The organism is Agrobacterium sp. 22117, from assembly GCF_052045735.1.
GTDB classification, from domain to species: domain Bacteria; phylum Pseudomonadota; class Alphaproteobacteria; order Rhizobiales; family Rhizobiaceae; genus Agrobacterium; species Agrobacterium cavarae.
In genome coordinates, this window is record NZ_JBQEPP010000005.1 from 341,790 (window position 1) to 356,275 (window position 14,486).

Annotated in this window: 9 protein-coding genes; 2 read left to right on the forward strand and 7 right to left on the reverse strand. The window is 57.2% G+C overall.

The annotated features are described in order from the left end of the window. Nucleotides 1-8: 8 nt before the first annotated feature. Nucleotides 9-1,226, reverse strand: coding sequence for a deoxyguanosinetriphosphate triphosphohydrolase (locus tag ACTJKV_RS16370; protein ID WP_274101358.1), 1,218 nt, complete (start codon nucleotides 1,224-1,226; stop codon nucleotides 9-11). Nucleotides 1,227-1,401: 175 nt separating this feature from the next. Here ACTJKV_RS16370 and erpA point away from each other — a divergent pair, with 175 nt between their 5' ends. After that, complete coding sequence (gene erpA / locus ACTJKV_RS16375; protein ID WP_062424255.1) at nucleotides 1,402-1,731, forward strand: iron-sulfur cluster insertion protein ErpA; 330 nt, start codon at nucleotides 1,402-1,404, stop codon at nucleotides 1,729-1,731. Nucleotides 1,732-1,815: 84 nt separating this feature from the next. Next, nucleotides 1,816-2,610, forward strand: coding sequence for an exodeoxyribonuclease III (gene xth / locus ACTJKV_RS16380; protein ID WP_113180485.1), 795 nt, complete (start codon nucleotides 1,816-1,818; stop codon nucleotides 2,608-2,610). Nucleotides 2,611-2,697: 87 nt separating this feature from the next. On the opposite strand, the gene ACTJKV_RS16385 is transcribed toward xth, so the two are convergent. The 6 genes from ACTJKV_RS16385 to ACTJKV_RS16410 form a co-directional block, all read right to left on the reverse strand. After that, on the reverse strand, nucleotides 2,698-4,683 hold the full coding sequence (locus ACTJKV_RS16385) for a methyl-accepting chemotaxis protein (RefSeq protein ID WP_274101360.1): 1,986 nt from the start codon (nucleotides 4,681-4,683) through the stop codon (nucleotides 2,698-2,700). Between the two features lie 301 nt (nucleotides 4,684-4,984). After that, nucleotides 4,985-5,779, reverse strand: coding sequence for an exopolysaccharide production regulator ExoR (exoR, locus tag ACTJKV_RS16390; RefSeq protein ID WP_062424253.1), 795 nt, complete (start codon nucleotides 5,777-5,779; stop codon nucleotides 4,985-4,987). Continuing rightward, on the reverse strand, nucleotides 5,773-6,132 hold the full coding sequence (locus ACTJKV_RS16395) for a hypothetical protein (protein WP_440599089.1): 360 nt from the start codon (nucleotides 6,130-6,132) through the stop codon (nucleotides 5,773-5,775). Before ACTJKV_RS16395 ends, exoR begins: the two co-directional genes overlap by 7 nt. A 157-nt stretch (nucleotides 6,133-6,289) precedes the next feature. Next, a complete protein-coding gene (locus ACTJKV_RS16400) occupies nucleotides 6,290-7,528 on the reverse strand; it encodes an OmpP1/FadL family transporter (RefSeq protein ID WP_274101361.1) in 1,239 nt (412 codons plus the stop codon). Between the two features lie 403 nt (nucleotides 7,529-7,931). Continuing rightward, a complete protein-coding gene (locus tag ACTJKV_RS16405) occupies nucleotides 7,932-10,859 on the reverse strand; it encodes a valine--tRNA ligase (RefSeq protein WP_440599090.1) in 2,928 nt (975 codons plus the stop codon). A gap of 106 nt (nucleotides 10,860-10,965) precedes the next feature. Further along, nucleotides 10,966-14,367, reverse strand: coding sequence for a YhdP family protein (locus ACTJKV_RS16410; RefSeq protein ID WP_440599091.1), 3,402 nt, complete (start codon nucleotides 14,365-14,367; stop codon nucleotides 10,966-10,968). Nucleotides 14,368-14,486 lie beyond the last annotated feature (119 nt).

Below are 14,486 nucleotides of genomic sequence, written 5' to 3' on the forward strand. Positions count from 1 at the left end.
CGCGCTGCCTATCGCAAATCGGGTGTATGGTCAAACAGCCGCTGGTGTGTTCTCAGGGCATAACTGTCTGTCATGCCGGCCAGATAATCGCCCACATGGCGGGCTCTGGCAGCCTCGGTCATGCCGGGAATGCTGTCCACCCAGTAGTGGCTTTGCATCTCCGCTGGCGTTTCCATGTAGCGATGGAAAAGATCGGTGACGATCTGTGTCGCGCCTGCGCGTATGCGCATGATGTCCGGGTGGCGATAGATATGTCCGAAGAGCAGCTTCTTGATCTGCTTGTCGGTCTGAGCCATCGGCGGCGAAAAGGTCGCGATGGTGCGGTCGGCGGCGCGAATGTCGGCCGCACTTTTCGGCTTTAGACTGCCAAGATTCTGTTGCGCAACGCCTATCACATCTTCAACCATCCTTGTGATCTGACGGCGCATGATCTCATGTGCGAAACGATCGTCGTCGAGCGACGGGTATTTTGCCCGAACTTGGGCCATCAGGCTTGAGAGAAACGGCACTTCCTCCAGCATATCGAAGGTCAGATAACCTGCACGCAGACCATCGTCGATGTCATGCGTATTATAGGCAATGTCATCGGCAATGGCTGCGACTTGCGCCTCCAGGCTGGCAAATGTGCCGATCTCCAGATCCTGCAGCTGGCAATATTCGAGGATCGGCAGCGGCACAGGACCATGCGTCCCCTCACCCGCCGCATTCAACAACGGGCCATTATGCTTGACCAGACCTTCAAGTGTTTCCCAGGTCAGGTTGATGCCGTCATATTCGGCGTAGCGCCGCTCGAGCTTGGTGACGATGCGCAGTGACTGGGCGTTGTGATCGAAGCCGCCATAGGGTTTCAACACCGCATCCAGCGCATCTTCACCGGTGTGACCGAAGGGCGTGTGGCCGAAGTCATGCACCAGCGCCACGCCTTCCGCCAGATCTTCATCCAGCTTCAGGGCACGGGCAAGGGCGCGGGCAATCTGTGCGACCTCGATCGTGTGGGTCAAACGCGTGCGGTAATGATCACCATCCGGGCTGATAAACACCTGCGTCTTGTGCTTAAGGCGCCGAAAGGCCGTCGTGTGGACGATGCGGTCGCGATCGCGCTGGAACTCGGAGCGAGTCAGGCTGGAGACCTCAGGAAACAGGCGCCCGCGCGTCGTCCATGGATCGGCGGCATAGACCGCTCTCTCTCCGCTACCAAAACCCAACGCACGTTGATCGATAATCATCTTTGTCCTGCCATCGGCCCATTGACCTTTTACACTGCCCTTCATACCTATCGCGAAGGTTGCCGCAAAGCGCGTTTGCTGGTGGTAACGCTATAGACGGTGAATTTGACTGGTTTATAATCGGTCTTACACAGAACTTTGCTCTCCGGTTCTTGACCCCGGTTGGAGAAATGACATGACCACAGACGTTACACTCTCTGAATCCGCTGCGAAACGAATCGCCCAGATCGTCTCCGCCGAGGCAGGCAAGCAGGCGCTCCGCGTATCCGTCGAAGGCGGCGGCTGTTCCGGCTTTTCCTATAAGTTCGACCTCGACGGCGCACCGACCGACGACGATATCGTCATATCGCGCGGCGAGGCAAAGGTGCTGATTGACAGCATGTCGATCGTCTACATGGCCGGTTCCGAAATCGATTTTGTCGATAACCTGCTCGGCCAGTCTTTCCAGATCAAGAACCCCAACGCGGTTGCCAGCTGCGGTTGCGGGACCAGCTTTTCGATCTAGAGCGCTTCCTGTTGAAAGAGTGAAAACCGGTGGCTTTCGCTGCCTCATCGGGTAAAACAGGGTCCAAACGGAATGGAACCTGCGATGAAGATTGCCACCTGGAACATCAACGGCGTCAAGGCGCGCATCGAAAACCTTTGCGAATGGCTGAAGGATTCGAGCCCGGATATCGCCTGCCTTCAGGAAATCAAATCCGTCGATGAAAACTTCCCGCGCCTCGAGATCGAAGCGCTGGGCTACCATGTGGAAACCCACGGCCAGAAAGGCTTCAATGGGGTCGCGCTTCTCTCCAAGATGCGCCCCGATGAGGTCAATCGCGGCCTGCCGGGTGATGACGCTGATGAACAGGCGCGCTTCATCGAAGGTGTGTTTTCCGTGCAGGGCGGTGTCATCCGCGTCTGCTCGCTCTATCTGCCGAACGGCAACCCGCCGGATGATCCGGTGAAGTATCCTTACAAGCTGGCCTGGATGGAGAGGCTGCGCCGCTTTGCCGAAGAGCGGATGCGACTGGAAGAGCCGTTGATTCTGGCCGGCGACTACAACGTCATTCCTGAGCCTTTCGACTGCCATGACCCAAGGGTGTGGGCCGGCGACGCCCTGTTCCTGCCGCAGACACGCGCGGCTTTCAGAAGGTTCGAAAATCTCGGCCTCACCGATGCCACCCGCGCCACCTCCGACGAGGCCGGGCTTTACACCTTCTGGGACTATCAGGCAGGCGCCTGGCAGAAGAACAACGGCATCCGCATTGACCACCTGATGCTGTCATCGGAAGCAGCAGACAGGCTGCATTCCGTCTCCATCGAGAAACATGTCCGCGCCTGGGAAAAGCCATCCGACCACGTGCCGGTCTCCGGCTACTTTGACTTCGAAGCAGCCTGACATCGCGGCGGATAAGATGGGATGAGGCCGGACGCGATCATCTCACGCCCGGCCCCGTGCCTCGTTGGTATCGGAAGAGACTGCAGGTCAGAACTCTTCCCACTCGCTCTTCATGGCCACCGCTGCATTGCCGCGATATGGCGATACGGTCGACCTCCTCACTGGCGCATGATGCTGGGAATTCGCTGCTGTCTGCGCGGGTGCGGCTGGACTGCTGCCCGTCTTAAAGCGGGCCACGAGATTGCTGAGATTGACTGCCTCGTCAGCAAGCTTGCTGGTCGCCGCTGTGGATTGCTCCACCATCGCCGCGTTCTGCTGGGTCGTCTGGTCCATCTGGTTGACGGCGCCGTTCACTTCACTGAGGCCGGTGGACTGTTCTTTCGAGGCAGTGGCAATCGAATGAACATGTTCATCGATTTTCCCGACATGGTCCCGGATCGCTTCCAGCGCCCCCCCGGTCTCTGTCACGAGCGATACGCCGGCAGTCACCTCATTGCGGGATCTGACGATCAGCGTCTTGATGTCCTTCGCCGCTGTTGCTGACCGTTGGGCAAGCTCCCGCACTTCCTGCGCCACGACTGCAAAGCCCTTACCAGCCTCGCCGGCACGAGCAGCTTCTACACCCGCATTCAATGCCAGAAGATTTGTCTGGAAGGCGATCTCGTCAATGACATTGATGATGTTGCCGATCTCATTGGACGCCTGCTCGATGCGCCCCATGGCCGAAACGGCGTTTCTGACGACATCGCTCGATTGTTCGGTACTCTGGCGGGCCTGCGCAACCATTTCAGAGGCTTCGGTCGAGCGGGCGGTGGAGTTCTTCACGGCCGACGTGATTTCCTCGAGTGCCGCTGCCGTTTCCTCAAGCGAAGCGGCCTGCTGTTCGGTGCGTTTCGACAAGTCGTCAGAGGCGATGCGCAGCTCGCCCGCCCCGCTCCTGATCATATCGATTGCGGAACGAACCTCCATCATCACCGAACGGAGGCTGTCCATCGTTGCGTTGACGTTGCGCTGCAGTTCGAGAAACACACCGCGGAAATCACCCTGCATCGATTCCGTCAGGTCGCCATCCGCAAGCGCCGCGACGACGCGATTGGTTTCTGCCACGCCGCGGTCGACCGATGTGACCAGTTCGTTGACGCTGAGCGCGAAGCGATTGAGGTCTGGGTTCTCATAACGCTTGCTGATGCGAGCGGAGAAATCACCCGCAACCGCAGAGGAAACGACCTGGGCGATATTGCTCTGTAGATCCGCGTTCTGCTCCTGCAACGCGGCCTCCTGAGCAGCAAGATCACGAACCCTCACTGCATTTTCTTTGAACACCAGAACAGCTCTGGCCATATCACCGACCTCGTCCCTATTGTCGGTGTAGGGGATCGCGACGGACAGATCGCCGTCCGCCAGCGCCTTCATGCAATCGGTGGTTCTCGTAATCGGCGTCGCAATGGCCCGGCGGCCAAAGAAGGCGGAGACGATCATCAGCAGAACCATGAGGCCTGAGAGAATGATGGTAATCGTGGAGGCAAGCGCCTGAAGCTGCCGGCGTTCTTCATTGGCTGCCTCCGATCTCGCTTTCGCGTCATTGACGATCTCATCAGCCAGCGATGCCAGTTCAGCGCTCGCATTTTTCAAGGGAGGAAGCTGCTGAGAGATATCGGCGTTTGCGGCACGATCGGTCGCGAGCTTATCGACGTCAGCGCTGTACTTTGCGAGCACGTCGGAAATTTTCTGAGCACGGTCCTTATTGCTGGAGGACACCATCGCGGCTGCTCCAAGCTCGAGATATTTGACCGCCGACTCATGGCGCTTCGTTGTGTAGGTCTGCGCCTCTTTCAGTTCAGTCGGCGTAGACGCTAACCTTATGTCACCCACACCGATTTCCATGCCTCGCAGCGAGGCCTTCATGTCCACCATGTTGCGGGCGAGGTCAGCCTGAACGCGCCCCTTTGAGACAGCGGCATCCACGGATTGAGAGAGAAACCAGCCCGCCACCGAAGCAGTCAGAACAAGGACAACGCCAGTACCTGACATGAGGGCGAGTTTGGTACGAATGCGGGAAAAATCCAACGCCATAGCAGCATCCCATTGACGAAAATTCACGATGAACAGGACATGCTTTGTGGAGCAACGCGGGCGCGATTCATTCAGCCCGCAAGAGTAGAAGGAGACACGAAAGCAACCTATGGTCGCTCTCTATGTTTAATATAACGTTATTGTGAAGGACTGAGAGTTCGCTAAAGCATGTTGCGCAAAAGTGTGCAGCGGTTTTGCGATAAAGACATGCGATAAAACAAGGGCCTAAAGCGAAGGAGCGAATCTGAAAGATCGCGACATGCTTTAGAACAGAACCTCCGGAAATTCCGCAGACATCTGCTTAATCCGCATCACCGGAGGAAATGTTGCGTGCGAGTTGAATTGCGACGCGACGGTCATCTTCAGCGGCGACAGAGAAAGCCTGCTCCTGAAGGTTTTGTATCCACACACAGTTCGCGGCTGCGCATTTGTCCAGCGCGGCGGTCATGAAGGCCAGTCCGCGAACCGTCTGTCCTTCCTGGAACAGGAGATTGCCGAAGATCGACATGGCGCCTGCATGACCGTGCTTGCGAGCCTGGTTCAGCCACTTCTTGGCCTGCTGTGCGTCCGCACGACCGCCCTCGCCTGCGAGGATCATCTGGGCCAGCTGAAACTGCGCCTCGGCCACACCGAAGGTCGATGCGACCTGGAAGTAAAGCTGGCGTGCCTGGCCAAGATCCATCTTCACAGGGCTGCCGGGAATGCCGTGCCGGTAATAATCGGCGAGAGACAGCAACGCATTGACGAAAAAGCCCGTGTCTTCCGAACCGGGCTCTACGCCCTGGCTGGCAATCTCGCTGTAAATCTTGAAGGCTTCGAAGTCGTTCTTGGCAACGCCATCACCATAGGCGTACATATTGGCAAGAGCCCAGCGAGAACCGGTGTGACCCTTTTCAGCCGCGTAGCGATACGCCTCGACAGCATCTTCCTTCTTGCCATTCTTGTAGGACTTGAAGCCGAACTTGAAGAGATCGAAAGGGCCCGATTCCTTGGTAACGCCTGAATTGATATCGAATGCCAGAACCGGCACTGAAAGCGATGCGAGCATCAGCCCCAGACATAGCGGTTTCAAAACGTTGATGTCACATCTCAGCATTTCAACGAACTTCTCTCACTCTTCCCGCACATGGCGAAGGCGAACCTTACGTCCATAGCCGGCCGCGATCTCTCAACACACTGCGTCGTTCCGGCAACAGCTTTCAATGTGCTGCCGGTGGTCCTGAGCGGTAATAAATCAGCAATCTCATGAGCACAGGTATAAGCACCGTTTCCGGCAACATCACGGCGTCTGTTTGCCGTCTGAACTCCACCAAACAAGCTTTGACGGGAACAACCCATCTTTACTTGCTTAAAGCCTGAATCCGCACCTGTTTTCACTTCCACCACTTCCGCAGCACCACTTTTGATGTCTGCATATTCTTCCATTCCCGCGCCGTCGAAAGCACTCAAGCACATGCTTTGTGGCGGGAAATGGACAAATACGACCACATTCTTACGCTACGTGAAGGTTGCAGAAATTTGTTGCCAAATCGTCACAATATTGCCGATCGGCAACAAAAAAACCCGGCCGCGAACGGCCGGGTTTCAATTGAGTGTTTTTAGAGAGTTAGAACTTCACTTTTACCGATGTATTAATCGCAGCAACAACGTCATTGCCGTAGTCGTACGTCGCGTCGGTACCGTACGTGACACCGCCGCGCGTGACCTGACCAGAACTACCGCTAGTCAGCACACCGACAGCCGCGCCCAGACGCCATTCAATATTATCTGTAACGGCATACTGAACGCCTGCACCAAGTGTCCATGTGTCAGACGATGCGCCAATGCCGGTGCTTGTACCCCGGTCCCAGGTCACGCTAACAGCACCTGAAAGCTTATCGTTGAACTTATGGCCGATGCCGCCGCTTACAGTCCAGCCGTCCCGGTAGAGCAGATCAAGCGACGTGACACCCGTAGTAGGGCAGCCAAACGCACCATTCTCTTCACAGAATCGAATAGACTGGATCAAGCTCCAGTTAGTCCACTTTACCGAACCAAATGCCAGCCAGTCCGGAGCGATGCCACTCTGGACTTTCAGTTCTAGGGAATCAGGCGCTTCCGCAGAGCCTAGAACGTTGAAGCGCCTACCAAGATAGGGGTTTAAGGGATTAACTGCCGACGCAATCTGCGTAAGGTCGAGAGTGCCCGTCAGATCGTACTTGACCCTGCTGTTGTAGACCAAGCTAGCCCGGAGTGCGTACTCAGGAATTTCATAGGCCACACCTGCGCGCCAGCCCCACGACTCATCACCAAGATCAAGCCTGCCGACACCAGTTCCTAGGCCAGCAGGAATCTGCGCCACGTTCCTGGTTTTAAAGCCTTCGATCTCTTGGTAGAAACCACCGCCTATGACTCGAAACTGACCGGGACCCATGTCGAACTTGTAGGAACAAGTCAGCCCGTAATTATCCGTTCGTAGCTTCGTCTCGATGTTGCTTTGGGCGCCAGCCCAATTAGCGCCTGGGTTGAGGTGAGCCCCGAATGGCTGAGAATAGTCAATCAAGCAATCTACATCGTTATAGCTGCCTTTAAAGCCTACGTATGGAATGGCGTAATTCTCAGTATCATCCGCCGTCGTCGTGCCGCCAACAAAGGCGCCACCAGCTGGCCCATCCTGAACGTTTTTGAGCTTTCTTTGAGGCGCAACAAAAGTGACGCCGGACTGAAACGTGAAGGGCGATGCGTCGAACAACTGGTCAATGTTATAACCGCCGCGCTCAAGGCCACCCGCAAATGCAGGCGTGACAGAAGTGATGCCGACAGCAAGGCATACCGCACCATGTATAATTGAAACTCGTTTTGCCATCTCTCTCCCCAATCAAAGGCAATGCAATGACTAGAAATTGAAATGCTTTGGAGAAAATGACAATGCACCCCAGGTCTCAGCATCCGAGGTGACTTTGATCAAAGCTTTACGTGAATAATCGAAGTCAGACGAAAATCAGCACCCAATCGAAATATTCTTCCAATCCGAGACCACCAAATGCCCAATTTAAGAAAATATTTGCCCTGCGGGTAACATGTGTGACCGCGACACAACATTCATAGTTTTCGCTCAAAAAAGTCCGATTTCTGTCACGTTCTGAGGAACTTGGTTGGGAGCCTATGACGTGAGCCGTTTCTCGACGACTCAACTAAGCTGGCCTACCACGAGAATAAAAAAAGCGCCCCCGTTGAGAAGGCGCCTTTTAGCTTGTGTCGACGTTAGATCAACCGGCTTCGTTGACCCGCTGCAATGCGATCTTCAAGCTCTTGATCTGAAGCTCGAGTTCAGCCTTGCGGTCACGGTCGGCTGCGACCACTTCCGGATCGGCATTTGCCACGAACTTCTCATTCGAGAGCTTCTTGTCGATACGCTCCAGTTCGGCCTCCGACTTGCCGATTGCCTTCTCGAGACGGCTCCGTTCGGCAGAGACATCGATGAGATTGCCGAGCGGGATGCACACGGTCGCCTCGCCGACGACGATCTGCGCCGAGCCCTTCGGTGCTGTGTCGGCAGCCAGGATCTCGTCGGCGCGGGCCAAACGACGAATCGCGGCGGAGTGGCGGTCGAGACGCATTTCGGTCGTCGGGTTGGCCGCAACGACGACCAGAGGTGCGGTGGCACCTGGCGGCACGTTCATTTCCGCGCGCGTCGAGCGAATGCCGGAGACGAGATCGATCAACCAGTTGATTTCAGCCGCAGCAGCCTCATCCGTAAACTCTGGGGCGGGCCAGTCGGCGTGGCAAAGCAACTGGTCGCGGCTCGCACCATCGCCCGCTGTATGGGCCCACAGTTCTTCCGTCATGAATGGCATGAAGGGATGCAGCAGCTTGTAGATTTCTTCCAGAACATAGGCAGCACAGGCCTGCGCTTCCGCCTTTGCTGCCTCGTCCTCTCCGTTGAAGACAGGCTTCAGGAGTTCGAGATACCAATCGCAGAACTGGTTCCAGACGAAGCGGTAAAGCGTGCTGGACGCATCATTGAAGCGGTAGTTCTCGATGAATGCCGTGACTTCCTTTGCCGTGTTGGCAAGCTCGGTCAGGATCCAGCGGTTGATCGTCTGCGTTGCGGCTGCCGGCAGGAAGTGCGGATCACGCTTTACGCCGTTCATTTCGGCAAAACGCGTGGCATTCCACAGCTTGGTGCCGAAGTTACGGTAGCCGGCAATACGTGCCGGATCGAGCTTCACGTCACGCCCCTGCGCCGCCATGATGGCAAGCGTAAAGCGCAGCGCGTCAGCACCATATTGGTCGATCAGTTCCAGCGGATCGATGACGTTGCCCTTGGACTTCGACATCTTCTGACCGTTCTTGTCGCGAACCAGCGCGTGAACATAGACGGTGTTGAACGGCTCGACGGCGTGACCGGCGTCGTCCTTCATGAAGTGAAGACCCATCATCATCATCCGCGCGACCCAGAAGAAGATGATATCGAAGCCGGTGACGAGAACGTTGGTCGGGTAATAGCGCGCAAGCTCCGGCGTCTTGTCTGGCCAGCCGAGAGTGGAGAACGGCCAAAGCGCGGAGGAGAACCATGTGTCGAGAACGTCTTCGTCACGCGTCAGGATTTCGCCCGGCTTGAAGTTCTCAAGCTTCTCCTGCACCCAGGCCTTCCAAGGGCCTTCATGGGCAAGATAATGCTGAACGGCAGCGTCAAGCGCTTCTTCCTCTGTCTTCTCGACGAATACCTGGCCATCGGGACCATACCAGGCAGGAATCTGATGGCCCCACCAGAGCTGGCGCGAGATGCACCATGGCTGAATGTTTTCCATCCATTCAAAATAGGTCTTGTCCCAGTTCTTCGGTACGAAGTTCGTGCGTCCTTCGCGAACCGACTCCATGGCAGGTTCGGCAAGCGTTTTTGCATCAACGAACCACTGGTCAGTCAGCATCGGCTCGATGACGACGTTGGAACGGTCACCGAAGGGCTGCATGATCTTCTTGTTCTCGACGTACGGAACGTCGTTGCCTTCAGCATCTTTCACCGTGACGGCAAGACCATCGGCGTTGATAGCCGCGACAACGCGCTTGCGCGCCTCGTAGCGGTCAAGACCACGATACTCGTCGGGTACGAGGTTGATGGCGTCGACGTCGGCTTCGGACGGCAGCTTGCCGGAGCGGGTGATTTCGCCGGCGAGTTCCGCGCAGCGCGCATAAGGCTCGCCATCATCGCGCATCTGCGCCTGCGTATCCATCAGGCGATAGAGCGGGATATTGTTACGACGGGCGACTTGATAGTCGTTGAAGTCATGCGCGCCGGTGATCTTGACGGCACCGGAACCGAAGGTCGGATCAGGATACTCGTCGGTGATGATGGGGATCAGGCGGCGGCTTTCCTTCGGGCCGACAGGAATTTCGCACAGCTTGCCAACGATTGGCGCATAGCGTTCATCGGAAGGATGAACGGCAACGGCGCCGTCGCCTAACATCGTTTCCGGACGCGTGGTTGCGATCGCGATATAGTCGCGCTCTTCCTGGAAGACGATGTTGCCATCGGCATCCTTCTCGATATAGGTGTAGGTCTCACCGCCCGCCAGCGGATATTTGAAGTGCCACATATGGCCGTCGGCTTCGCGGTTTTCGACCTCGATGTCGGAAATGGCCGTCTCGAAATGCGGGTCCCAGTTGACCAGACGCTTGCCGCGATAGATCAGGTCCTGCTTGTAAAGCGTAACGAAGACTTCGAGAACCGCCTTCGACAGACCCTCATCCATGGTGAAGCGTTCGCGCGACCAGTCGCAGGACGCACCAAGACGCTTCAGCTGGTTGAAGATCAAACCACCCGATTCGGCCTTCCACTCCCAGACCTTATCGATGAAGGCTTCGCGGCCCATGGCGCGACGGCCGGGAAGCTGGTTCTCCATCAGCTTGCGCTCGACGACCATCTGCGTGGCGATGCCCGCATGGTCCATGCCCGGCTGCCACAAAACATCCTTGCCGCGCATGCGCTCGAAACGAACCAGAATGTCCTGGAGCGTGTTGTTCAGCGCATGGCCCATATGCAGCGAGCCGGTGACATTCGGCGGCGGAATGACGATTGTGAAGGTCTCGGCACCCGGCTTGGCATTCGCGCCGGCGCGAAATGCATCGGCCTCGTCCCAGGCCTTGGCAATTTTGGGTTCTACGGAAGCGGAATCGTAGGTCTTATCGAGCATTTCCTGGCCTGAAATCTGGAGTTCTATTTTTGGTTTTTAAATAAGGATGGCAGGTTGAGAGTCAACAGCTGCCGACGCGGCATCAGGTGTATGCGTAACCGCTTTATCATTGGAATTCGAATATCTGCCGGAAAACGCCAGGCGCAATCAGCGACAAGGGGTTGATCTGCAACCGCGGCGTGGCCGTCGGACCCGTCAGCTTAAAGGTGATGCCGAGAAGACCACGGTCACGACCATTGCCCAAAAAGATACCGATGAACGGCAACTCGCCAAAGAGACGGTTGAGGCCATAGGCAGGCATGAAGGTCCCGGTCATATCGATATTGCCGTTCTGGTCCTTCAAAACCCCCTGGAAGGTGGCGCCAATCTGCTCGCCACGGACCACGCCGTTCTCCAGTGCCACGACGCCGTTGACAACGACGACGCGAGCGAAGCCGCGCTGAAACTTCTCCGAGCTGACATCTATGTTGCGCCGTACCGCCGCATTCAGACTGCGTCCATCCTGACCGGAAGGGGTCGCAACAATATCCTGCAGCTTGGCTTCATTGAGAACGGCGAAGTTACGTAGATCGAGCGAACCGCTCCACGACGTGCCATTGGACGTGGTCATGACCAGATTTAACAGACCACCGCGGATGCGGGTGTAGAGATTGGTGAAGCGGGCAAAGGCGCCGGCATCGCTACTGGTCAGATTGATCGTGCCGCCATCGCCCTGGTTCGTGGTCTGCGCCACCACGGCCTGACCGCGACCGGACACGCCCTTGAAATCCACCGAGCGCACCTTGCCATCCCTGACCCCAACGCTGGCGGTGACGTTGGATAGCGCCTCGTCATTGAAGCCATAGACCCGGTCGAGATCTGCCTTGATGTTGAGCGAGCCGAGATCGCCGCTTTGGGCCGTACCGGCGGACGCGCCAGAGGGTCCGCTATCGGAATTGCGCAGCTTGGCGATGATGGGCCTGAGATCAGCCGACTTGCCGTTGATATTGACCGTGTAGCTTCTTTTTGCCGCGGAAACGGAGATCGCATAATCATCTTGAGGCGACAACTGGAACCGAGAGAAATTGGCGGAGATCAGACCGCTCTTATCAAAGGCGAGATCGCCAGCGGCGCCAAAGCCATCGCCCTTCAACGCGAGATCATGAATGCTGGTACGACCGTTGACGGTCTCCATGCTGAAGGACGCATTCGCCTTGACGCCCACACCCTTCGTCCAGCCAAGCCCCGGCAGAACCATGGAAGCATTGGAAAGATCAAGTTTCACATCCTGCCGGTCGGGATCGGTGCTGTCGATTTCGAGCAACGTCGTTCCGCCCAGCACGCTGGAGAGTTCCGGTGCTAACTTGGCAATCTGGCCTGGCTCCAGCACCGCGTTCAGCACCAGCTTTCGGCCCGCTGTGCTGGTCTTGCGAATGGGCAGGGTGAAATCGATGTTCATCGCCACATCATCGATCCGCCCCTTGCCGAGAAGATGCAGCGTCTCATTGTTGAGCTTCAGGCTGCCATTGACCGAAGAAACCTTGCGGTTGGAGATTGGCCGCGCCAGCGAAACGTCGTTGAGCGCCAGATCGGCAGTCCATACCGGATCGGGCGGAGACTGGCTTTTCAAGAGGCCAACCCGCAGTTTGGCATGGGCGGTCACATTTCCGGAGAAATCGCCGGGCTGAAATTCGGTGTCCCTCAACGCATTGATCGGCTGGAAGGACGCCAGTTCCGCAATACTGTCGGCCGATCCTTTGACATTGAGATCGAGGTCGGCCATCAGCGGCTTGTCGTAAACATCGGCAATCGAGAAGCGGCTGTTTTCAAGTTCGAGACTGCGGTTCGATGGAAAGAAGGAGGTTGCTTTCGACACGGTCACGTCGATCTTCTCGCCGACGAGTTCGAAATGAGCGTAGGCATCGCGAAGCGGTGGAATGTCACCCGCCACGTTCAAGCGGGTGTTCTCAACATCGAATTTGATCTGCAATTCGCTGGCGGATAGCTCCAGCGGGCAGTTCGGTCCGCACATTCGACCAGCCGGGATGAACACGGCAATGGAGCCGTTGCGCACCGTACCGCCAAACAGGTTGGCGATAACCCATGGCCGCGCCTTGTGCGCCATCCAGAACGGCCAAAGCTGCTTGACGGCCGTGGACTCCATTTTCGGGACTTGCCCGCCAAAGCTGATTTCCGGAGACCCTTGGCCGAAATGGACCTTCAGCGAGCCCGCCATGTTGCCGAGCTGGCTTGAAACATAAAGGGACGGCACATTGATCTCGCGTGTCGTGCGGTCGAAGGTGCCGTCCGCCTTCAGATCGAATGTCACTGGCTCCTCGCCACCTGCATCGGCAACGGCCGTCGCATTCGGCAGATGAACGGAAAGATCGAAACCCTTGTCGTTGTCAAGGATTTTGGCCTGGATGGGCAGCGTCGTGCGGCCAAATTGGAGGTTCGAATTGTCGACCAGAACGGCCTTGCCGTCGAAATCGTAGTGCGCGTTGACCACGCCACCGCTGACAGGCTGTGCTTCCCCGCCGATATAGAGCTCACCGTTTCCAAGCGCGAAAGATAAATCAAGGGCGGGCTCTTCATTCTCGGCACCGCGGGCCGCAGCGATGTTGATGCCGGTCTTGACGTTGAGCCCCTGGTGCATCAGCCCTTCGTTATCGAACTGTTCCAGAAGGGGACCGATATCGAACCCATCGAGCCGAGCGGAGAAATTGTTGATGCGGCCATCGACAGCGGTGGCGGCGAGCGCCAATTCCGCAACCTGGCCGTTGAATGCCACATCGCCATCAAGCGTATAGCCTCCCTCGCCATCGGGAACGAGAGACAACTCGCTGAGATTGATCGTGCGCGGCTTGCCGTCGTCGCGCGGCGGCAGGCGGATCGCGATATCGGAAAGATCGATTTCCTCCGTGCCGCTGCGCTGGAAGGTCTGCGACAGGCGATCGAGGTCGCCAAAGGCATTTTCCAGAAGCGCAGGAATCGCATCGATGCGAAGCTGCGCGAGATCGAAGGCCTGCCCCTTCGGCAACAGCGCCGTGTCGAGCTCCATTCCGTTGGCTTCCAGCGTGGCAATTGACACACGTCCGGTCAGCAAAGCGACAGGATCGAGTGCCATGCCGATGGACCGCGCCCGGCTTAGGTGCTGCCCCGATTCGCTATCGGTAATATCGACATCCTGGGCGACCAGCGAGAGCCGAAGGCCAGAGGAAAAGCGAATTGCGGTGGAGCCTATGCGCGCTTGGTAGCGGGGACCAAGTGCGCGCTCCAAAGCCTGCTGCGCCTGGCTTGAGAGAACACTGTCTACTGAACCGGTTTCGACGGACAGAATGATGCCGCCGATGGACAGGAAGGCGAGGATAAAGAGTGCAACAAAGACCTTTGCGAAGGCGCGCAGCATGGAGCGTGGCGCCGGGCAGTGAACGATGATCGGGTCTTCGGCCTGCGCAGACGGTAAATCGTGCAGCGGCACGATGTCTCGCTTGCTGAAACTGACCTTCTCCCCGCGAATTTCCGCCATCCGTCCCCTGCCCGCTCCCGGAAATATCCTGAACCCCAAGCCAGGGCCTTTTCAGTTTGGCGGTTTCACCCTGCCATCCCGCTTGACTCGCCACAAGACTGGACGAAGCTGTTATTCGG

Excerpts from the sequence above, each read along its gene's own strand:
- ACTJKV_RS16400 (WP_274101361.1), bottom strand. The coding sequence starts at position 7,528 with ATGGCAAAACGAGTTTCAATTATACATGGTGCGGTATGCCTTGCTGTC.
- erpA (WP_062424255.1), top strand. The coding sequence starts at position 1,402 with ATGACCACAGACGTTACACTCTCTGAATCCGCTGCGAAACGAATCGCC.
- ACTJKV_RS16385 (WP_274101360.1), bottom strand. The coding sequence starts at position 4,683 with ATGGCGTTGGATTTTTCCCGCATTCGTACCAAACTCGCCCTCATGTCA.
- exoR (WP_062424253.1), bottom strand. The coding sequence starts at position 5,779 with ATGCTGAGATGTGACATCAACGTTTTGAAACCGCTATGTCTGGGGCTG.
- ACTJKV_RS16370 (WP_274101358.1), bottom strand. The coding sequence starts at position 1,226 with ATGATTATCGATCAACGTGCGTTGGGTTTTGGTAGCGGAGAGAGAGCG.
- ACTJKV_RS16410 (WP_440599091.1), bottom strand. The coding sequence starts at position 14,367 with ATGGCGGAAATTCGCGGGGAGAAGGTCAGTTTCAGCAAGCGAGACATC.
- xth (WP_113180485.1), top strand. The coding sequence starts at position 1,816 with ATGAAGATTGCCACCTGGAACATCAACGGCGTCAAGGCGCGCATCGAA.
- ACTJKV_RS16405 (WP_440599090.1), bottom strand. The coding sequence starts at position 10,859 with ATGCTCGATAAGACCTACGATTCCGCTTCCGTAGAACCCAAAATTGCC.